Origin of the sequence: Aliiroseovarius halocynthiae, from assembly GCF_007004645.1 — a bacterium.
Lineage (GTDB): Bacteria > Pseudomonadota > Alphaproteobacteria > Rhodobacterales > Rhodobacteraceae > Aliiroseovarius > Aliiroseovarius halocynthiae.
Window position 1 is genome coordinate 1,667,082 of the sequence record NZ_ML660019.1, and the last position, 20,855, is coordinate 1,687,936.

Sequence of the window (20,855 nt, forward strand, 5' to 3'; positions counted from 1 at the left end):
CGGCAGATCACGCGTCCTCCTGAAATACGGTCTTGGGTTTCAGACCGGTCACGCCGAAATGGGGGCGCGAATTGGGGTTTTCAACCGCCACCGACCAGAGCCTGACCTTATTGTGGCCAGCAAAATCCCGTTTCACAAGGCGCGCCGGGCACTTATCCACAGGAAAAGAGCGTTTCAGCTCAGAAGACGCCCAGCGCCAGCCCGGCAGACAAGGCCGCGCCAAGTTCGGCACAGGGGGCAAGTTGGGCATCCGTCAGATGTTTGTCGGCCAGAATTTCAGCCTGAGTTTGCGCCTTGGTACACAGGATTAACGGCGGCTGGACCTCGCGCAGACGCCACCCCGTGGCGATCCGGGCCAGTTGGCGTGCCGCGCCCTGCCCGTCTGAACCCGCACAGATCATCTGCGCATAGGGTCGCCCTTCGATCTGCCCAAGAACGGGGTAATAGCAGCGATCAAAGAACTCTTTCATCTGGCCCGACAAGCTTGCCAAGTTTTCCGGGGCGCAGAACAGATAACCCGCAGCGCCCAACAGGTCGTCAGGTCCAGCCTCTTCCGCCATCAAGATCCGCGCCGATCCTTCTTTGCGAGCCGCGTCATAGGCGGCGTCGGCCATCTGTCGAGAGCCGCCCGTGCGCGAGTGCCATATGATCAGAAGTTCAACCATAACACTTTATAGCGGATCGATATCCCCTTGCGCACGATTTGCGTGGAAATCGGCCTCCCACGCGTCAAAGCGCCCTTCGGAAATCGCATCGCGCATCCCCTGCATAATCTCTTGGAAGTAATGCAGGTTGTGCCATGTCAGCAGCATGCCCGAGATCATCTCGTTCGAGCGGAACACGTGATGCAGATAGGCACGCGAGTAATTCTGACAGGCGGGACAGGTACAGTTTTCATCAATCGGACGTGGGTCATCTTGGTGACGCGCGTTCTTGATGTTCAGAACACCATGACGTGTCCAGACCTGCCCCGTACGGCCAGACCGTGACGGCAACACGCAATCCATCATATCGACGCCACGCTTTACGGCGCCCACGATGTCATCTGGTTTGCCCACGCCCATCAGGTATCGCGGTTTGTCTTCGGGCAGATATCCGGGGGCATAGTCCAGACAATCGAACATCGCCTCTTGCCCCTCGCCCACGGCAAGACCGCCAATGGCATAGCCGTCAAATTCGATCTCGCGCAGGGCTTTGGCCGATTCTTCGCGCAGATCCGCCTCGAGCCCGCCTTGCATGATGCCAAATAACGCATGCCCCGGACGATCCCCAAACGCGTCGCGCGAGCGCTGCGCCCAGCGCATGGACAGGCGCATGCTTTCGGCAATCCGTTTGCGGTCAGCAGGCAGCGCGGGGCATTCGTCAAAGCACATCACAATGTCCGACCCCAGAAGCTTCTGGATCTCCATCGACCGCTCAGGTGTCAGCTCGTGCTTGGAACCATCGATATGCGATTTGAAGGTCACGCCCTTCTCAGTCAGCTTCCGCAAGCCAGCCAAAGACATAACCTGAAACCCGCCGCTATCCGTCAGGATGGGCTTATCCCAGTTCATAAACTTGTGCAGCCCGCCCAGACGGTCGATCCGTTCAGCTGTTGGGCGCAACATCAGGTGATAGGTGTTCCCCAGCAGAATGTCCGCGCCTGTGGCCGCAACGCTTTCAGGCATCATCGCCTTTACTGTGGCCGCGGTACCCACGGGCATGAATGCGGGCGTGCGAATATCGCCACGCGGCGTGTGAATCACTCCGGTACGCGCGCGTCCATCCGTGGCCTTCAGCGTATACGAAAACTTTGTGGTGCTTTGATCAGTCATGCCCGAGATGTGACCCAACACGGCCCGAATGCCAAGAGCAATTGTCAGATCCGCCTACCCCTCGGGCAGCGGGTCTGGCGTCTCTTCACCTTCATCCAATTGAGCCAAAGCGGCAACCACTTGCGGCTCTTTTGCCAAACGCTGCGCCAAACGCTCCAGCCTGCGGCTGGTCAGCATCAACTCGGTTGTGGTGATCGGATCCAGATGCGCTGCCAGATCATAGGTAAAGCCCTGTACCATCTGCGCCGCATCGAACAGTTGATCAATCCTGTTCACATCTTCCTCTCCTCGCACCGAGGAGTCCTCAATTTCCGTGGTCATGCTGCCACGATCCCCTTATCAATCTTTTGCTCCACGCAGGCTGGTCGCCCGAGAGGTCATTTTCAGATCACAGTTGAACTGCAACTATGGCGAAATTTGGCCGCCACTTCGTCAATATAAAGCTGTGCGCATTCTAACATATCCAAACACACAAGTTGAACCTTCAAAGGCATTTTTCTTGCTCTTCCTGCACCCCCTCTGGACCTTGGCAGCCGAGAACCCTATATGTTCGCTCAGGATTAGAGCGAGACCAGCATGACCGATACAGCCGACACCCGGATCGAAGGGGACCCCCTGATCAAACCGTCCAGCGTAGAGCACCCTCTTTATGACGCGGTGGTCGAAGCTTGCCGCACGGTTTATGACCCTGAGATCCCGGTCAACATCTTCGACCTTGGTCTTGTCTATACGATCGAGATCAACGACCAGAACGAGGTTGATCTGATCATGACCCTGACCGCGCCCGGCTGCCCTGTAGCTGGTGAAATGCCCGGCTGGCTGGTGGAAGCGGTCGAACCGGTCGCGGGCATCAAACAGGTGAATGTCGAACTGACATGGGAGCCACCCTGGGGGATGGAGATGATGTCAGACGAAGCGCGGCTGGAACTGGGCTTCATGTAGGCCCACCCACCGCCGAGTTTATGCCGATTCCAATTGGCCCCATGCAACCCAATTGGGTTGCGTTTTGCATTTCGCAACCCTTTTTGGATGCATAGCGCCCAACGCAACCCAAAAAGGTTGCAATTAACCATTCGCAACCTATTATGGGTGCACTATGGATGACACCTTAACGAATATCGCTGTCCTGACCGGAGACATCATCGGTTCGACCCAAATGTCGCCCGAAGATCTGGAACGCGCGTTCGACGCACTGACCACCTCGGCCGAGGTACAAGCCGAATGGCATGGAGAGAGCCTCCACTTCACCCGCCAGCGGGGGGATGGATGGCAGGTCCGGCTTGCGCGCCCGGAATTGGCGTTGCGGTCTGCGCTCGCCTTCAGGGCCGCGCTGCGCTGTGAGGGGAAAGAGTTTTCGACCTATATGGGACTGGCCACCGGGCACGCAAAACCGCATATTTCTGGAGTTGACCTAAACACTTCCACCGAGCAGGTTTTCGTTGGAAGCGGTCATCAGCTAGATTGTATGAAATTGATCTACGCTAATATCGAAATGCTTCACGCTACAAACGGCAGCGTTGGCGCAGCATTCGTTTTGGCCGATCGAATCTCGCAAAGCTGGACCCCTGCCCAAGCCGCAGCCATGCTCCCAATGTTGGCACCGGGAAACTCGCCAAGCCATTCAGAGGTTGCACGCGCTTTGGGAAAGTCGCGTCAAGCCGTCGCAAAGGCACTTGAAGGGGCTGGTTACGACGCTGTTTGGATGGCCCTAGGAAACATCGAAAACGAAGAGGCTCAAGATGATTGAAACCTTCACAGCCCTCCTCTTTGCCCATGTGCTGGCTGATTTTGTCTTTCAGACCAAATGGATAAATGACAACAAAGCGCGACCTCAGGTGTTGCTGCTTCACGCGGTGATCGTTCTCTTCACTGCGCAACTTGCGCTGGGCATCTATGACGCACCGCAACTCTTGATGCTGGCGCTGGTTCATCTGATCATCGACGCGTTGAAGCAATGGGGTGATTTTCGCAAACTGTCAGGGTTTCTTTGGGACCAAGCCGCGCATCTTCTGTCGCTTCTCGCCCTTGCAGCCTATGCCCCTACCCTTTGGGGCGCGTGGCCGGACGTCGCCCTGCCCCTTATGGCACTGACCACAGGAGCCATCATAGCGACACGCGCAGGGGGCTTTGCCGTCGGGCTGCTCATGCAGCCACACTCCATGCGCATCCGCAACAATGGGCTGAAGGGCGGCGGCTGGACCATCGGCATCCTCGAACGCGGACTGGTCTTCGTTCTGATCCTGGCAGATCTGCCGCTTGGGGTCGGCTTTCTGGTCGCTGCCAAATCCATCCTCCGCTTTGGCACCGCCAGTCGCGATCAACGCACTGCCGAATATGTGATCATTGGCACGCTGGCCAGCTTCGGATGGGCCATCCTTGCAGGTTTCGCCACCCAAGGTCTTCTTTCCCGACTCCCCACGCTTGAGATTACCGCCCTGCTTCCCTAAATTAAGGAGAGGCGACAAGGATCACAGACATGTTCGGCATTCCCGGCAAATCTCCCATCACCATGACCCCAGCGGCCGAAGCACAAATCGCCCGGCTGATGGAGAAGGACGGCCATAAAGGCCTACGCATTGGCGTCAAGAAAGGCGGCTGTGCGGGGATGGAGTACACGATGGACTATGTCGATCAGGTCGACACTCATGACGAAGTTGTCGAGCAGGGCAACGCCCGTGTGATGATCGCCCCTATGGCGCAGATGTTCCTGTTCGGGACCGAGATCGACTATGAAATCTCGCTTTTGGAAAGTGGATTCAAGTTCAACAACCCCAACGTGACCGAAGCCTGCGGCTGTGGTGAATCGATCAAGTTCGACGACACGCTCTCGACTGCGCCAACGGATCTGAGCGCCCCTCCCAAGTTCTAAGTAGCGCCCAATTACGCACCCGCATTTCCTTACTCAGAGTTTCTAACGTGTAGCCCTAGTCACCCCAGCGCCAACACAAGCTTGAAGAATGAGTGTGTCGACGCCAAACATCGGAACGCTCTTGTTCCATACGACTTCTGCAACGAAGCGTTCGTGTTTGCGCCGCGACATGGAAATACCGCCCGGTGGCTAATATGTAGGCGTCACCGTTGAAACGGTGAGCCAAATAAGTCAAGGCAGGCCATGTTGTTCCGTAGATTAAGGCGTGTCGGCAGTGCCGTTCCCCAAAATTACGCTGTGACTAGTTGCCATCTTGGGTGTCAGGCTTGATAATTTGGCAGTTAGCCGCTGCGCATTTTCTTATGATGTCGGCGCTCAGATCAGCCCCCGTCACGACAACATCATAGTCCCAGATTTGATGCATCACACAGGGAAGGTCGCGGTCGAATTTGGCACTGTCGACCACAAGGATTTTCTGCTTTGCGCAGTCTGCAACTGACATACGCGCGGCGATTTCGTCAGAGTTATAGTCCAGCACCTCGCCACTTGATGAAACGCCACCACAACTGAAGATGGCGTGATCCATTCTGAAGCGGGAAAAGAAATCCCGGCTGGTGGGGCCAATGACGTCCAGATCACGTAATCTGACCGTCCCGCCGGCCATTTCGACCACCGCCCCGGGTGCATTCTGCAATGCCATCACTGCATGAATGCTGTTTGTCGCCACAAACAGGTTATTCTGGGCCGACAGCGCATGGGCGCAATGCTCGACTGTTGTGCCCGTTCCCAATGCAATTCGCGCACCTTGCTCAATCAGGGCTGCCACCGCGCTTGCAATTCGTTGCTTTTCTGCGGTCGAGGCATCACGTCTGGGGGCATAGGCGATGTTCTCTAACTGTCGAAGGCGCACAGCACCGTTTTTGCGCTGCACCATTGCGGCGGCGTCCAAATCGCGAAGATCTGTACGGATTGTCTGCACCGATACGCCAAGTTGATCGGAGAGCTCGCTGGCCGATAGCTCACCAGCATCTGAAACCAACGCCAAGATTTTATCACGCCGCTGTTCTAAAGTATCGCGCGCCATTTCTTTCCTTCGAAAGCAATTTATCTTTCTTTAAGGTAGAGTTCCCTGTTTTTTGCGGTGTGTAAAGAAAAACAGCGGCTTGTCACAAAAATTTTGCACAAATCCTCAATAAGCACCGCATCGAATGACTTTCGTTCGAAAGGCCAATCCTCAGGAGAACTGTGATGAAAACCTTTTTGACAGCCGCAGCATTTGCCTGCATCGCCTCTGCAAGCTTTGCAGATACACTGACACTCTATACGTCGCAGCCCAACGCGGATGCGCAGAAGACCGTCGATGCCTTCATGGCGGCAAACCCCGGCACCGAAGTTGAATGGGTGCGTGATGGCACCACGAAACTGATGGCGCGCCTGCGGGCCGAGATCGAAGCGGGCAACCCGCAACCCGATGTCCTGCTGATCGCTGATATGGTCACGCTGGAGGGTATGGCCCAAGACGGGCTGCTGACGGCGTATCAATCCCCGCAAGCTGCCGACTATGATGCAGCGCTTTATAGTGCCGATGGCTATTACCACTCGACCAAGCTGATCACGACCGGCATCGTCTATAACACCGGCGCCGCCAAAGCACCTGCGTCCTGGGCCGATCTGAAAGACGCCTCCCTGAAGGGTCAGATCGCGATGCCATCACCGCTTTATTCCGGTGCTGCGCTGATCCACTTGGCCACTCTGACCGGCGATGAAACGCTGGGCTGGGATTTCTATAACGACCTTGCTTCAAACGAAGCCCGCGCCAAAGGCGGCAATGGCGGCACGTTCAAAGCTGTGGCCGCTGGCGAAAAACCTTACGGCATGGTTGTCGACTTCCTGGCCATCCGCAACAAAGCCAAAGGCTCTCCTGTTGAGTTTGTCTTCCCGGAAGAAGGTGTATCTTATGTGACGGAACCTGTCGCCATCATGTCATCGGCCAAGAACGTAGAAGGCGCGCAGAAATTCGTGGATTTCGTTCTGAGCCAAGAAGGTCAGGATCTGGTGCTGGATATGGGTTATATCCCTGCGCGCAATGGTGCAGGCGTCCCGGAAGGCTTTCCCGCACGTGAAAACATCAAGCTGATGGCGTTTGATCCGGCGGTCGCTTTGCAAAACGCCGAAGCGAACAAAGCAAAATTTGCTGAACTCTTTGGCGCAAACTAATGCTTGCTCGTCATAAACTAGGAGGCAGCCGATCCGAGGATCGGCTGCTTTCTTTGGTCTTACTTGTGGCGATTGCCCTAACGCTGGCACCGGTTCTGCGGCTGTTCTCAGAAGGTGTCACGCAGGGCGATCACTTTAGCCTTGCCTTGATGCGCGAGGTTCTGAGCCAAAGCTCGACGCATACCGCCTTACTACACTCACTGACCACTGCTGGGTTCGGCACGCTGGTCTCGGTTGTGATCGGCAGCACCTTCGCGTTTCTTGTGGCGCTAACTGATCTGCGCGCCAAGGTCGCATTGGTGTTTTGCCTGATGATCCCCATGATGATCCCACCACAGATCACCGCATTGTCGTGGACACAGGTCATGGGGCCGTCTTCGGTTTTGCTGAAAACGCTTGGAATCGCCCCGCCGCTTGGTGCGCCGCAGCCTCTTTATTCACCGCTGGGCATCATCTTGTTGCTGGGGGTTCAGCACACGTCGATTGTCTTCCTGACCCTGCGTGCAGGATTGCGGGCAATCCCGCAAGAAGCGGTTGAAGCCGCCCGGATCAGCGGGGCAAAGGGACTGCGCGTCTGGTGGCAAATCATTGTGCCCCTGTGCTTGCCCAGCCTTGCTGCGGGCACGGCAATTACCTTTGTAACAGCGCTTGGCAACTTTGGAATTCCGGCCATGCTGGGTATCCCGGCAGGCTATGTGACCTTGCCGACATTGATCTATCAAAAGCTTGCTGGACTTGGCATCAGCGTGCTTGCCGAAGTCGCCGTATTGGCCATGCTGATCGGAGCCGTCGCCATTTGCGGCATCCTGCTTCAGCGTTTCTTTCAGTCCCGCCAACGGGTGCATTTGGTTGGTGCGACAGCGCACCCCTTGGCCATTCCACTGGGACGGGCGCGATTGCCAATCGAAGCCGCGCTTTGGAGCGTCGTTTGCGTTATTCTTGTTCTGCCCATGCTGGGTCTGTTGGCCACATCGCTTGTCCCAGCCTATGGCGTTGCCCTGCGGTTTGACACCATTACTCTTTCATCGTGGTACGAGGCCCTCTTTCGGCAACCTGCGACCAGCCGCGCCTTTGTCAATTCCTTCAGCCTGTCAATCGGGGCCGCGCTGGTGTTGATCGCCATTTGCCTTCCGCTTGCGTGGTTGATGGAGCGCAATCCAACACGGTTGGGGCATCTTTTCGACAGTTTGGTCGACTTGCCCTATGCGCTGCCCGGTGTGGTTCTCGCCATTGCGATGATCCTTTTGCTGATCAACCTACCGTTCACAGAGGCAACTCTTTACGGCACGATATGGATCATTTTTCTGGCCTATCTGGCGCGCTTCCTGACGGTAATGTTCCGCCCCATTCAGGCCAGTATTCGCCAGCTAGATCCCGCGATGAATGAAGCTGCGCAATCTGTTGGTGCAAACCTGTTTCAACGTCTGCGGTCGATCATCCTGCCATTGTCTGCGCCCTCAGCAGCAGCCGGTGCGATTCTGGTTTTTCTGACTGCATTCAACGAGTTGACCGTTTCAGCCCTGCTTTGGTCTTCGGGCACGGAAACACTGGGTGTCATGATCTTTAATCTCGACGACAGCGGCGAAACCGTCATGGCCTCGGCCCTTGCGATGACCATTGTTTTGGTGGTGATGGCCCTGATGGGTTTGGTCCAGCTGGCTGCACGTCGCCTCCCAAAAGGAGTTGTCCCTTGGCAGACATAAACCTTACTGCCGTTGAAAAGCATTTCGACGGCGTTCCCGCCCTTCAATCCATCACGGCCCATCTAAATGACGGCGAGTTCGTCGCGCTTCTTGGGCCGTCCGGCTGCGGAAAATCAACGCTCTTGCGGTTGCTTGCGGGTTTTGAAACTCCAACTCAAGGCGCCGTTTCGATTGGTGCAGCAGAGGTTGCAAATGCGGCAACCGGGCTGGCAGTGCCGCCAGAAGCGCGCAATATCGGGTTTGTGTTCCAGTCCTATGCGCTGTGGCCACATATGAGCGTGCGCCGCAATGTTGCCTATCCATTGGACGTGCGCGGTATCTCGAAAGCCGACAAGATCCGGCAGACGGATGCCGCCCTCGCGGCGACGGGGCTGCAGCACTATGCTGACCGCATGCCAGCCGAGCTTTCGGGCGGGCAGCGCCAGCGCGTGGCGCTTGCGCGATGTCTGGTGTCTGCCCCTGACGCTGTGCTGCTGGATGAACCGCTCGCCAATCTCGATGTGGCCTTGCGCGCTTCGATGCAGGACGTGTTCAGCGATTTTCACGACCGGACAGGCGCAACGATGGTCTATGTCACCCACGATCAGTCCGAAGCCATGGCCATGGCGGATCGCATCGCGGTGATGTCTGAGGGCAGGATTGTGCAGCTGGATACGCCAGAAATCCTGTACAACCAGCCACGCAGCAAATTCGTCGCCGGGTTTGTCGGAGAAGGCACAGTGCTGCCGATCGGCGATGTCGACCACAGTGGCAACATGGTTCAAGCGCGGCTTCTGCGCAAAACCATCACCATTAAAACCGATACCCAATCCCCCAATCTGATCTGCCTTCGGCCCGAGCATATCAGCATCACAGAAACTGGTGATCTGCGCGCTGAAGTGCAGCGCTGCACTTATCTGGGTGGCCGCTATCGTCTGACCCTTCACCTACCTGATGGCACTCCGATCCAAGCTGAAAGCCGTGACCGCTATGCGCTGGGCACACAGCTGGGCGTGTCCATCAAAGCCCCATGGGCATTCACCGAGGTATAAATGAACGACATCGAAATCTTATCAGGCATCGGCGAAAAGGGTCCGGCGTGCATGCGACTGCGCGTAAATGGGAAAACCTGGTTGCTGGACTGCGGCCACGGACCCGAAGCGAATGCCCATTTCGATCCCAAATGGCTGGACGGTGCTGATGCAGTCTTTATCACCCATGACCATATCGATCACATTGGCGGGGCTGCATATGCGGTCGAAGCGGGCTTGCCGATCTATACCACGCCGCAAACCGCAAAGGCATTGCCACCCGCGGCCGAGGTTCGACCATTGCCGGAAAAAGGGACCGTCGACATCAATGGCGTGCGCCTAACGACGGGTCGCAATGGCCATGCGCTTGGTGGGATTTGGATGCATTTCGACACTGGCGAAGGGCTTTTCTTTTCGGGCGACTGGTCTGAAGAATCCGGCTGGTTTGCCTTTGACGCGCCACCCCCGGCGGCCACGGCGATTTTGGATTGCTCTTACCATCTGGACAACACCAACCAGCAGGATCGTTTCATTGCTTTTGATCAGCTGATTGACAGTTTGCAGGGGCAGATACTTTTGCCGGTTCCCCCCTCGGGCCGGGCCGGAGAGATGGCTTTGCATCTTGTGAACCGATTTGGATTGGATGCGGTTATTCTGGATCCCGAATGCCGCAGCGCGCTGCGCGCCGCATTGGCCAGCAACGGGCTGAACCCACGCGCTCAGAACATCGCGCCGCTTCTGGAGCGGGGCGACCTTGAGGATGCACGTTTCCTGATCTGCGACACGCCGAATGCGGATGGCGGAGCGGCTTGGGGATATGCCCGCGCCTGGCGCGAAAGTGGCCGTCTTGGACGGGACGCCCATGTGGTTTTTACCGGTCATATGACGGCACATGCACGCGGGATCTGTTCCGTTCCGGGGGGATATTTTCAACGATGGAACGTGCATCCCCCATTCTGTGACCAAATCAAAATGCTCGACAGGCTCAATGCCAAACGGTTCGCACCCGCTTTCTGTTCCGCACCCGAGGAATATCTGCTGGAACGCGGGCTGAAAGCCGAAGTTTTCATGCATGAAAGGATCGTACTGTGACGGACTTCCTTCCCAAAACGACGTTCTGCCTGATCCGACACGGGGAAACGACGGCCAATCGCGATGCAGTCATTGCCGGGCGCACAGATGTCGAGCTGACGGATACAGGCCGCGCTCAGGCGCGCGCGCTTGTGGGGGGCGAGTGGCCCAGCTCTCGCATGTTGTTCACCAGTCCCATGCAACGCGCCCGCGAGACATCGGAACTGGGTTTTCCTTCGGAACAGCCGCAGGTTCATCCCGGTCTGAGAGAGCGGGATTGGGGCGTTTTCGAGGGGCAACCCCTTTCCGCACTTCCTCCGCGTGAAGGTCGGCCCGAGCAAGGGGAGGACTGGAAAGAGATGATCGATCGTGTATCGGCGGCCATTCACGATTGCTGCGCGTGTGCACAAGGAAGGCTTCCCATCATGATTTGCCATTCCGGCGTGATCCGCGCAGCCCGCATTTTGGCCGGGGACACGCACACAAGCACCCGCCCTGAAAACGCACACCCGATTTACTTTGATTGGACCGGCACCCGCCATCAGGAGAGATCTCATGACGTCTGATACCTTAAAACCCTGCGTTGTATTCGACGTGGACGGGACGCTTGCCCATTTTGACGCTGATCGCCTTGGGCATTTGGTCCATGGGGAAGAGAAAAACTGGCAGGAATTTCACGAAGCCATGGCAACTGCGGATGTGATCTTTCCCGTCGCGCGGCTGTTCAGGTTGTTGAAACAGGCCGGCGAAACCATGGTGATCTGTTCTGGCCGCCCCGAGGCTTGGGTGGAATACACCACAACTTGGCTGCAAGAGCACAATCTGGCATTCGATGCCATATATTTGCGTCCCACCGGGGCAGACACTGCAAGCGACCCCGATGTCAAACGTGCTTTGTTGGCGCAGATGAAGGCGGATGGGTTTGATCCATGGATCGTGGTTGACGACCGCAGTAGCGTCGTAGAGGCGTGGCGCAACGAAGGCCTGATCTGCCTGCAATGCGCGCCGGGGCAGTTCTAGCCACAGGCAAGCGCTTTGCGACAGTGGACACTGCTAGCGGCAAACGTTTGGGGTCCGTGCAGGGCTCTGAGGGAGCTAACTAATACAGGCGCACCTTCATCACGTGGACGTCCGTTGGCAACTTCAGTTCTTGCTTGGATTGCTGCCATTCGGGCTGAGACATGGCAAAGGTCGGGGTATGGGCATTGTTACCAATTGAATATCCCGCGATATCAGAGAGCTCAGTCTCAAGCCTTTTCGACGCAACTATGGACACGCTGCGCATTGTGCCTGCAATTGCCAACCAATTAAGTCAGTATTAGCCTGCGGGTACCAGCGTGGCACCAATGCTTGAACATCAAGTGAGGTTTGAAGGCAACTGCAACAAGGTAAGCCACCAAAGGCGTCAGCTATCCCTCTGCGCCATCAGGTGCAGATACGTCTCGTCAAACCGCTTCTTCATATGATCCCCTGCCAGAATGACGTGATCCGCGCCTTTCGGGGCCACATTCGTGTCGTGGTTGGGGTTGAAGAACATCGGGACCGAAATCCGCTCATCGCCGCTTCCGACAACCCGGTGCAAGGTCGCTTTCACCCGTCCGCCGGTCCACATCTCAAGCATCTCGCCGAAATTGATGACGAAATCGCCCAGGGGTGCGTTAACCGGCAGCCATGTCTTATCAGCGCCCAGCACCTCAAGCCCGGCCACCCCGTCCGAGGCCAGCAGCGTCACACACCCGTAATCCGTATGCGCTGCAATCCCGAAATCCTTATCCCCCGCCCAATCCGGGCGCGGCGGATAATAGTTCCCGCGCAAAAGCGCCATCGGACGGGTGAAGGCCGCATCGAAATAGGTCTCGTCCTCGCCGATCGCGGCTGCAATCCCGCGCAGAACCCCCATCGCAACGCCCAGTGCGTTGGCATAATAGGCCTGAATGACCTCGCGAAACCCTACAAGCTCAGGCCATTGATTGTCGCCGTAAACCGACAGGTCCTGCGCCCGAAGCGGGTCATCCGCAGCCAGCTGAAACCCGCAATCGAAGACCTCTTTGAAATCAGGGTTGGCGTTGAGGTCCACTTGCTCGCTGCCCGCCGCGCCCCAGCCGCGATTGGCCCCGGTGCGCGCCATATTGACCGCGTCCTTCACATTATCTGGCTGATGAAAGAAACGGCGATATGTGTCCAGAACATGCCCCAGTTCTTCCGGCGCGATCGCCGTGTTATGTACCGTCAGAAATCCCACATCCTGCACGCCGCGCAAAAGTTCGGCCATCGTGGCTGGGTCACGTGCATCAATCAGGGCCGCATCAAGTCTTGGGATCATCGAAAGCCTCGCAAAACAAAGTTAGTTGCTTCTACAGAAGATACCCCGTGGATCAACGACAAAACCGCCCCGGGGCTTGACGCCCCCTGCCCCGCGTCGGAAAACGGGCTAACATAACAAGGGAGATCGACATGCGGCGCAAGATGGCAGCAGGCAATTGGAAAATGAACGGCCTGCAAAGTAACCTGGCCGAGCTTAAGGCTCTGGCACAGGAATTTGGCAACGCGGACTGCGACATTCTGATTTGCCCCCCCGCCACGTTGATCCACAGCGCAGCGTCAACCACCGCAGACGCCGTCGATATCGGTGGGCAAGACTGCCATCAATCCGAGACCGGCGCGCATACGGGCGACATCTCGGCGCAGATGCTGAAAGACGCAGGCGCGACGCATGTCATTCTTGGCCATTCTGAACGTCGTGAAGATCATGACGAAAGCGATCACGACGTGCGCCACAAGGCAGTTGCAGCGATCCATGCAGGGCTAAAGACCGTGATTTGCTGCGGCGAGACTTTGGAAGAACGCGAGGCAAACAACACGCTGGACATCATTGGCGGGCAGCTGGCGGGTTCGATCCCAGACACGGTGACCGGGGAAAACCTGATTGTTGCCTATGAACCCATCTGGGCGATCGGCACCGGAAAAGTGCCAACGCTGGATCAGATCGGCGAGGTCCACGATTTTATCCGCGCCCGGCTGGAACGCCGTTTTGGCGAAGGCGTCGGACGTTCGACCCGCATTCTGTATGGTGGTTCGGTCAAGCCGGGAAATGCCGCTGACATTTTCGGCGTGTCTAATGTTGATGGGGCTTTGGTGGGCGGCGCAAGCCTGAAGGCCGAGGATTTCGGCCAGATCATCACGGCGCTTGCAGCGTCCTGATCCCTCGTTGGCATCAGGTGCTCTTAACCCCGGCCATTGCGTCGGGGTTTTTCATGTCTTGACAGAACGCCCCGCTTAATTAACATCGCAATTAAATGTGATGGGAGCCCGCAATGAACTATGATGATCTGGCCGACTGGCAAAAACGCGCTGCAGACTGGGCACGCGATTATCATGCTGGGCTACGTGATCGTCCCGTGCGCCCAAACATCGCGCCCGGCGCATTTCTGTCCCTGATCGAAGCACCCGTTCCGGAAGCCCCCGAACCGGTCGAGACGATTTTCGACGATTTCACCCGCCTTGTGCCGGATGCCATGACCCACTGGCAGCATCCGCGCTTCTTTGCCTATTTCCCAGCCAATGCAGCCCCTGCGTCAATGTTGGCCGAACAACTAGCCAATGCCATGTCCGCCCAGGCGATGCTGTGGCAAACAGCCCCGGCCGCCAATGAAATGGAGGATCTGGTGATCCGCTGGCTGCGCGACGGGATGGGCCTGCCAGCCGATTTCACCGGCACTATCCATGACAGCGCGACGACCGCCACCTTCTCGGCTGTGACCACGATGCGAGAGCTAGCGCTGGATCACACAGGCATCACCCAGGGCTTGTCCGGTGCGCCTCAGCTGCGCATCTATGCCAGCGCACAGACCCATTCCAGCGTCGACAAGGCTGTGCGCCTGTCGGGGATCGGGCAGGACAATCTTGTGAAAGTCCCCACCATTCCCGGCCACCCCACCTGGTCGATGGACCCCGACGCGCTGGATCGTCTGATACGCGAAGACATCGCCGCTGGGCGCAAGCCCGCGGGCGTTGTGCTCTGCGTGGGCGGCACCTCGATCGGGGCATGCGATGATATTGCGGCCTGTATCAAAGTGGCACATGGCCATGAGCTGACCGTTCATGTGGACGCCGCTTGGGCCGGGTCTGCGATGATCTGCGAAGAGTTCCGGCATCTATGGGCGGGCATCGAGGCTGCCGACAGCATTATCTTCAACCCGCATAAATGGCTGGGCGCGCAGTTTGACTGCGCCGTGCAATTCCTGCGCGATCCCGGCCCACAGATCGGGGCGATGGGCCTACGCCCGGAATATCTGAAGACGCAGGGCGCGGATGAGATCGTAAACTATAACGAATGGACCCTGCCCCTTGGCCGCCGCTTCCGGGCGCTGAAGATCTGGTTCCTTCTGCGTGCCGAAGGGCTGTCCGGCCTGCGCTCTCACATCCGCAACCACGTCGCATGGTCGAACGAGGCATGCGACGCCATCGCCGCCCTGCCCGGCTTTGACATCACCACGCCCCCAATCCTGTCGCTGTTCAGCTTCCGTTATCAGGATGACGCGAAAACCGCCGAGTTGCTTGAGCGCGTGAACCGCGACGGGCGCATCTATTTGACCCAGACGCAACATGATGGGCAATTCGTCATTCGCGTCACTGTAGGACAATTCAACTGCACGCGAGAAGACGTGATGACCATCCCCGCCGTTCTATCCGAACTTGTAAAAGATCTGTAACGTCAGGAAATCTTTACATTTTCATGAATATCCTCTATCTTGAAGAGGCTGATGTCACGGGCAACTGACTTTTTATTGACCAAAGCCCGGCACATCAAAGCCTGTATCGCCCCTTATATTAGAGGCAAGCGAGAAAAGGATATTCCATGGAACAGATCCGTGACCACATCCTGGGCCGCCACGCTGAAAACCTGACGGAAAGCTGTGCCGCCCGCCACGTTCACACCCAACCTGACATACGTCATTTCGGGCAAGATTTCACTTTTCGCGAATATGTGGCCGATGGGGTCGTGCACGGGCTTGGGGTGATTTCTGCGCTGATTGGCTCGATCACGCTGATCCTGTGGGCATCTGGGGATGCGCCCATGGGGCATCTGCCGCCCCTTCTGGTGTATGGGATCGGCATGGTCGCCAGTTTTGCACTGTCAGCTGCCTATAACATGACCCTTCATACCTCTGCCCGTTCTGTCCTTCGCCGCTTTGATCACGCGGCGATTTTTCTTTTTATTGCAGCCACCTATACGCCCATTGCGCTGATTGGGATTGGTGGAAGCACGGGCGTCGCATGGGCGGCCCTGATCTGGAGCATTGCTTTATTCGGCATGCTCCTAAAGCTTTTCTTCCTGTGCCGGTTTGAACGTACAGGTTTTATGCTGACCCTGATGTTGGGTTGGATAGGCGTTCTTATGATCGGCCCTCTGCTGGCGAGTGTCAGTTTATGGGTTCTGGTTCTTCTGGTCGGTGGCGGCTTTCTGTTCACCATTGGTACGTTGTTTCATCTGCGTGACCACTGGCCCTTCAACCGCGCAATCTGGCATGTGCATGTTCTGCTGGGGGCTGCGGCGCATTATGCTGCTGTCGTGATGGTCGTTTGGTCCTGACCGCGATCCACAATCGACCAATAAGATACGGAAAGCGTCATGTTAAATGACGCAAACGGAATAGAATCCTGCGCGCACGTCTCCAATATTTAACATGTGGAGGAACCAGATGGACCGGTTAGACTGGAAGATCTCAATCGTTGTACGCACCATTGGTGCCGAACGCGGTCGCGCGGCGCGTGGACGCCCCTGCTAATGTCATTTCCCTTGAATTGACACTACAGCAGGAAGGACATCCCACTTATGACAGCAAGAACTTCACGCCGTGCAGGCGGCCGGCAGGCCCGTCAGGCGCTTCGCGCAGCCCCCTTGGCAAAGGACAGCCGCCCCGTCCATGCCGGCCTGGAAGGCGGCACCTATAAGCCCCTGACGCCCGAAGGAATGAAACGCATCCACCAAGCGGCATTGGACGCGCTTGAGCAGGTCGGTCTGGCCGACGCGCCCCCATCCGGCATCGAGATCATGACGCGAGCCGGGGCTATTCTGGGCGATGATGGGCGCCTGCGCTTTCCCCGTGCTCTGGTGGAAGACATGTTGGCCAAGGCCGCAAAGGATATCACACTTTGTGGCCGCGATCCGCAGAATGATCTGAACCTGTCTGGCAATCGCGTGCACTATGGCACCGCCGGTGCCGCAGTACATCTGGTGGATGCCGAAGGGCGCGAATACCGCGACAGTACCGTACAGGACCTGCATGACGCGGCCCGCATTGCCGACCGGCTAGACAACATCCACTTCCTGCAACGCCCTATGGTGTGCCGTGACATCCCCGACAACCGCGAGATGGATCTGAACTCGATCTATGCCTGCGTTGCGGGCACGACCAAGCACATCGGGACGTCGTTCACCGAACCGGATTTCGTTGATGACGGGATCGAGCTGTTGCACATGATTGCAGGCGGCGAAGACAAATGGCGCGCGCGCCCTTTCGTGTCGAATTCGAACTGTTTCGTTGTGCCCCCGATGAAGTTCGCCACAGAAAGTTGCGAGGTGATGGAGAAAGTCATCGCGGCAGGCATGCCGGTTCTGTTGTTGTCTGCAGGCATGGCCACCGCAACCGCCCCGCCCACGCTGGCAGGCACCATCGTGCAGGCCGTGGCGGAATGTCTGGCGGGCGTGGTCTATGTGAACGCCATTTCTCCGGGTCATCCGGCAATCTTCGGCACCTGGCCTTTTGTGGTCGACCTGCGTTCGGGCGCGATGTCCGGCGGTTCGGGCGAACAAGCGCTGCTAACGGCGGGCTGCTCGCAGATGCACCAATTCTATGGCCTTCCGGGCGGCGCGGCGGCTGGATTTTCGGACGCAAAGCTTCCTGACATGCAGGCCGGGTGGGAGCAGATGTGCTCGAACGTCATGGCCGGCCTTTCGGGGCTGAACATGGTGTACGAGGCCGCAGGCATGCACGCATCCCTTTTGGGGTTCTGTCATGAAAGCCTGATCCTTGGCGATGACATCATCGGGCAGGCCCTGCGCTGCGTACGCGGGATCGAGGTGACCGAGGATGCGGTCAGTTTGGACATGATGAAGTCGGTTTGCTTGGGTGGCCCCGGCCATTATCTGGGCGAAGATCAGACGCTAAGCCTGATGCAGACGGAATACGCCTATCCCACGCTTGGCGACCGCACGTCGCCCAAAGAATGGGCCGAGGTCGGCAAGCCTGATCTGGTTCAGGCCGCCAAGGCGCGTAAAGAGGCCATCTTGGCCGAACCGTCGCGCGCGCATCTGGACCAAGCGCTGGACCAGGAAATCCGCGCTCGGTTCAACATTCATCTTCCGACATAGGCTGAAGCGGCAGGACCGGGGGTTTTGCACCCCCGGACCCCCGCAAGATATTTCAGACAAGAAAAAGAGGTTAGCTGGAAGTCTCGGCCTTCTCTTCCAACTCGAGCCATTCTTCTTCGGCGGCAGCAAGTTTCTGTTGCCGCTCGGCCAGCCCTTCTGAAGCCTTCTTGAACTTCACCGGCTCTTTGGTGAACAGATCAGGGTCCATCAAGAACCCTTCCAGCTTTGCAATCTCGGCCATCAGACGGTCGATTTCACCGGGCAAGGCTTCCAGCCGGTGTTTTTCTGTGAAGCTCAGGCCAGATGTGGCCGGGTGGTCCGTTGCCTTGTCTTTGGCCTTATCTTTCGGTGCAGACCTCGTTTTCCCGGGCTTTTTCGCAGCCGGGACGTCATCCTCTTGGCGTTGCGCGCGATAATCCGACCAGCCACCAGCATAGGCCGTGGCAACACCATTGCCTTCCATGGCAATCGTCCGCTCGGCCACGCGGTCCAGGAAATCGCGGTCGTGGCTGACAACCAGCACGGTACCATCAAAGCCCGAGATCAGTTCCTGCAGCAGATCCAGCGTTTCCACGTCCAGATCGTTGGTGGGTTCATCGAGAACCAAAAGATTCGATTGCCGCGCCATAATGCGGGCCAAGATCAGTCGTGCCTTTTCGCCGCCCGACAGCGAGCGTACCGGCGCACGGGCTTGTTCATCCGAGAACAGGAATTCTTTCAGATAGCCCACCACGTGCTTCGGGTTTCCGCGCACCATCACCTGATCGGATTTGCCCGAGATGCGCATCTCGGGATCCGAAGTCAGGTTCTCCCACAGGCTGGCGCTTTCATCCAAGGTGGACCGGTTCTGATCGAACACCGCCATTTCGATGCCCGCTCCGTGCGAGACGCTTCCCGTGTCCGGCTCTTCCTGCCCGGTCAGAATTTTCAGAAGCGTGGTTTTGCCTGCCCCGTTCGGGCCAACAAAGGCGACCGTTTCGCCACGCATGACACGCAGATCAAAGGATTTCAGGATCACCTTATCGCCGTAAGCTTTTGAAATTCCTTTTGCCTCGATCACCTTGCGACCGGATTTTGGCCCCGCCTCAAGCGCCATTTCGGCAGCCCCCTGCCGTTTGATCTGAGAGGCCCGTTCAGCCTTCAAATCTCCCAAAGCACGCAGGCGGCCCTGGTTGCGTTTACGCCGGGCCGAGATGCCTTCGACGGCCCAGCGGGCCTCGGATTTGATTTTGCGATTCAGCTTGTGACGGTTTTGGTCTTCTTCTTCCCAAACCTTGTCACGCCATGCCTCAAAGTTCTCAAACCCCTTTTCCTGTCGGCGCACCTGCCCCCGGTCGACCCAAAGCGTCGCGCGGGTCAATGCCCGCAAGAAGGCGCGGTCGTGGCTGATCAGGACAAATCCCGCGCGGGTTTGTTTCAGCTCGTTTTCCAGCCATTCGATGGCCTGAATGTCCAGGTGGTTGGTGGGTTCATCGAGCAGCATCAGCTCGGGCGCTTCGGCCAGAAGTTTGGCCAGCGCAGCGCGACGGCGTTCCCCGCCCGAGGCCGTTGCCACAGGCGTATCAAGCTTCATCTTCAACCCTTCGGCCACCCGTTCGACTAGATAGTCATGGCCCGGTTCAAGTCCCGACGCCGCGAATTCGCCCAGCGTTTCAAAGGCGGACAGATCGGGATGCTGGTCCATATAACCCACGGTGACACCTGGCGACAGAACGCGCGTGCCGGTATCAGGCTCTACCATCCCAGCCATGATCTTCATCAGGGTCGACTTGCCCGACCCATTGCGCCCAACCAGCGCCACGCGGTCACCTGGCTGCACCACAAGGTCCAGACCATCAAAGACAGGATCGCCGCCAAAGGTCAGCGCGATATCGTTCATCTGCAAAAGGGGTATACGTGCCATAGGGCCGAGTTACGGGCTTGTACCGGTCTGGTCAAGCGGGTGACGACACTGCCCGAAGCAATCGCGCCCGCGCAGGAGGAACGGCGGCGATCTCGACCCCGGTAAATACGTGAAGCGTATCCAAATCGTGATCCACAACAGCATGGTCCGACACCCAGCCCCCCATCATCAGATAGGTGCGCAAAAGGGGTGGCAGGCCCAACATGGCGCGTTTGGCATCCGGTGCGCGGCGCAATCGCTGGGCAAAGCGAAACACTTTGGGCGCTTTGACACGCGGCAGCCAGCGTTTAGGGGCAATATGGCGGTCCCTCAGCAGTGCGAATGTGTCCAAATAGCGTGCCTCGTCCGTGCCCTGAAATGACGAACAGCCAAACATCAGCCCGATCTTTTCCTGATCCACATAGCGCGTCATCGCCCCCCACGCGACACGCAGGATGTCAGCCCCACCTTGCACATCGGGGTCAATACAGAAACGGCCCATCTCGATTAACGGGTCGGAATAGTCTCGTAGCGCCGACAACTCATAAAACTGGGCCGAGTAGCTGTCACCGATCGCGTCACCATTCGAAAACGGCATGAGGCGAAAACAGGCGACCAAATCGCCGGTTGTTATGTCTTCGACCAAAACGTGGCGACAAACTGCATCATAGGCATCCGCATCCAGCCCCTGCCCTCCGCGAAAACACCGATGGCGCAGCTCCTGCGCAGCCAGAACATCTGCCTGCGTTTCATCAAACCGAGCCTGATAGCGAGGCGGATTCCCTGTCGGCATGTGTAGCCTCCGGTCTTCGTGCAAAGCGCCAGTATTGTCCCACTTGTCTGCCTTCAGAATATGACAGATCGGTGACTGCGCGAAAGGGGCAATGATATTCAGCCGTGCTCCCGAAACGAAA

The 20,855-nt window shown here is 57.6% G+C and carries 22 protein-coding genes; 14 read left to right on the forward strand and 8 right to left on the reverse strand.

Annotation, left to right across the window (positions count from 1 at the left end):
* Positions 1-179: 179 nt before the first annotated feature.
* Genes FIL88_RS08190 through FIL88_RS08200 form a run of 3 tightly spaced genes read right to left on the reverse strand, consistent with a single transcriptional unit; the run spans position 180 to position 2,135 of the window.
* Positions 180-665 (reverse strand): flavodoxin family protein, encoded by a 486-nt coding sequence (locus FIL88_RS08190; RefSeq protein ID WP_142853255.1) that lies wholly within the window; start codon positions 663-665, stop codon positions 180-182.
* Positions 666-671: 6 nt separating this feature from the next.
* The gene (gene tgt, locus FIL88_RS08195) at positions 672-1,814 is read right to left on the reverse strand and encodes a tRNA guanosine(34) transglycosylase Tgt (RefSeq protein WP_142853256.1); all 1,143 of its coding nucleotides are present in this window, start codon (positions 1,812-1,814) and stop codon (positions 672-674) included.
* A 54-nt stretch (positions 1,815-1,868) separates the two neighbouring features.
* On the reverse strand, positions 1,869-2,135 hold the full coding sequence (locus FIL88_RS08200; protein ID WP_142853257.1) for a hypothetical protein: 267 nt from the start codon (positions 2,133-2,135) through the stop codon (positions 1,869-1,871).
* Positions 2,136-2,390: 255 nt separating this feature from the next.
* On the opposite strand from FIL88_RS08200, the gene FIL88_RS08205 reads away from it, so the two are divergent.
* From FIL88_RS08205 to FIL88_RS08220, 4 genes are all read left to right on the forward strand, one after another.
* The gene (locus tag FIL88_RS08205; protein ID WP_142853258.1) at positions 2,391-2,756 is read left to right on the forward strand and encodes an SUF system Fe-S cluster assembly protein; all 366 of its coding nucleotides are present in this window, start codon (positions 2,391-2,393) and stop codon (positions 2,754-2,756) included.
* 154 nt (positions 2,757-2,910) lie between these two features.
* Positions 2,911-3,561, forward strand: a complete 651-nt coding sequence (locus tag FIL88_RS08210; RefSeq protein ID WP_142853259.1) for a MarR family transcriptional regulator — start codon at positions 2,911-2,913, stop codon at positions 3,559-3,561.
* On the forward strand, positions 3,554-4,261 hold the full coding sequence (locus tag FIL88_RS08215) for a DUF3307 domain-containing protein (protein WP_142853260.1): 708 nt from the start codon (positions 3,554-3,556) through the stop codon (positions 4,259-4,261). Before FIL88_RS08210 ends, FIL88_RS08215 begins: the two co-directional genes overlap by 8 nt.
* Before the next feature lie 29 nt (positions 4,262-4,290).
* Positions 4,291-4,683 carry a HesB/IscA family protein gene (locus tag FIL88_RS08220; RefSeq protein ID WP_142853261.1) on the forward strand — a complete coding sequence of 131 codons (393 nt, stop codon included), beginning with the start codon at positions 4,291-4,293 and terminating at the stop codon, positions 4,681-4,683.
* Between the two features lie 301 nt (positions 4,684-4,984).
* Here FIL88_RS08220 and FIL88_RS08225 read toward each other — a convergent pair whose 3' ends face one another.
* Positions 4,985-5,767 carry a DeoR/GlpR family DNA-binding transcription regulator gene (locus tag FIL88_RS08225; RefSeq protein ID WP_142853262.1) on the reverse strand — a complete coding sequence of 261 codons (783 nt, stop codon included), beginning with the start codon at positions 5,765-5,767 and terminating at the stop codon, positions 4,985-4,987.
* A 164-nt stretch (positions 5,768-5,931) separates the two neighbouring features.
* Here FIL88_RS08225 and FIL88_RS08230 point away from each other — a divergent pair, with 164 nt between their 5' ends.
* The 6 genes from FIL88_RS08230 to FIL88_RS08255 are packed head-to-tail and all read left to right on the forward strand — an operon-like array spanning position 5,932 to position 11,704.
* Complete coding sequence (locus tag FIL88_RS08230; protein WP_142853263.1) at positions 5,932-6,900, forward strand: ABC transporter substrate-binding protein; 969 nt, start codon at positions 5,932-5,934, stop codon at positions 6,898-6,900.
* Complete coding sequence (locus FIL88_RS08235; RefSeq protein WP_142853264.1) at positions 6,900-8,603, forward strand: ABC transporter permease; 1,704 nt, start codon at positions 6,900-6,902, stop codon at positions 8,601-8,603. Before FIL88_RS08230 ends, FIL88_RS08235 begins: the two co-directional genes overlap by 1 nt.
* On the forward strand, positions 8,591-9,634 hold the full coding sequence (locus tag FIL88_RS08240; protein ID WP_142853265.1) for an ABC transporter ATP-binding protein: 1,044 nt from the start codon (positions 8,591-8,593) through the stop codon (positions 9,632-9,634). The genes FIL88_RS08235 and FIL88_RS08240 overlap by 13 nt, the downstream gene beginning before the upstream one ends.
* Positions 9,635-10,705 carry an MBL fold metallo-hydrolase gene (locus FIL88_RS08245; protein WP_142853266.1) on the forward strand — a complete coding sequence of 357 codons (1,071 nt, stop codon included), beginning with the start codon at positions 9,635-9,637 and terminating at the stop codon, positions 10,703-10,705. It abuts the gene before it with no gap.
* A complete protein-coding gene (locus FIL88_RS08250; protein WP_246066649.1) occupies positions 10,702-11,250 on the forward strand; it encodes a histidine phosphatase family protein in 549 nt (182 codons plus the stop codon). The genes FIL88_RS08245 and FIL88_RS08250 overlap by 4 nt, the downstream gene beginning before the upstream one ends.
* Positions 11,240-11,704, forward strand: a complete 465-nt coding sequence (locus FIL88_RS08255) for a phosphatase domain-containing protein (RefSeq protein ID WP_142853267.1) — start codon at positions 11,240-11,242, stop codon at positions 11,702-11,704. Before FIL88_RS08250 ends, FIL88_RS08255 begins: the two co-directional genes overlap by 11 nt.
* A gap of 79 nt (positions 11,705-11,783) precedes the next feature.
* On the opposite strand, the gene FIL88_RS16670 is transcribed toward FIL88_RS08255, so the two are convergent.
* Positions 11,784-11,969 carry a hypothetical protein gene (locus tag FIL88_RS16670; RefSeq protein WP_185960882.1) on the reverse strand — a complete coding sequence of 62 codons (186 nt, stop codon included), beginning with the start codon at positions 11,967-11,969 and terminating at the stop codon, positions 11,784-11,786.
* Positions 11,970-12,089: 120 nt separating this feature from the next.
* Entirely contained in the window at positions 12,090-13,007 is a 918-nt protein-coding gene (locus tag FIL88_RS08260; RefSeq protein ID WP_142853268.1) for an isopenicillin N synthase family dioxygenase, read from the reverse strand.
* 131 nt (positions 13,008-13,138) lie between these two features.
* On the opposite strand from FIL88_RS08260, the gene tpiA reads away from it, so the two are divergent.
* From tpiA to FIL88_RS08280, 4 genes are all read left to right on the forward strand, one after another.
* A complete protein-coding gene (gene tpiA / locus FIL88_RS08265; protein WP_142853269.1) occupies positions 13,139-13,885 on the forward strand; it encodes a triose-phosphate isomerase in 747 nt (248 codons plus the stop codon).
* Between the two features lie 113 nt (positions 13,886-13,998).
* Positions 13,999-15,396 carry a pyridoxal phosphate-dependent decarboxylase family protein gene (locus FIL88_RS08270; protein ID WP_142853270.1) on the forward strand — a complete coding sequence of 466 codons (1,398 nt, stop codon included), beginning with the start codon at positions 13,999-14,001 and terminating at the stop codon, positions 15,394-15,396.
* 146 nt (positions 15,397-15,542) lie between these two features.
* A complete protein-coding gene (trhA, locus tag FIL88_RS08275) occupies positions 15,543-16,277 on the forward strand; it encodes a PAQR family membrane homeostasis protein TrhA (protein ID WP_142853271.1) in 735 nt (244 codons plus the stop codon).
* A 243-nt stretch (positions 16,278-16,520) separates the two neighbouring features.
* Entirely contained in the window at positions 16,521-18,059 is a 1,539-nt protein-coding gene (locus tag FIL88_RS08280; protein WP_142853272.1) for a trimethylamine methyltransferase family protein, read from the forward strand.
* Positions 18,060-18,129: 70 nt separating this feature from the next.
* Here FIL88_RS08280 and FIL88_RS08285 read toward each other — a convergent pair whose 3' ends face one another.
* Positions 18,130-19,962 (reverse strand): ABC-F family ATP-binding cassette domain-containing protein, encoded by a 1,833-nt coding sequence (locus FIL88_RS08285; RefSeq protein WP_142853273.1) that lies wholly within the window; start codon positions 19,960-19,962, stop codon positions 18,130-18,132.
* 31 nt (positions 19,963-19,993) lie between these two features.
* Positions 19,994-20,734: a GNAT family N-acetyltransferase gene (locus FIL88_RS08290; RefSeq protein WP_142853274.1), complete on the reverse strand. Its 741-nt coding sequence runs from the start codon at positions 20,732-20,734 to the stop codon at positions 19,994-19,996.
* Positions 20,735-20,855: the final 121 nt, after the last annotated feature.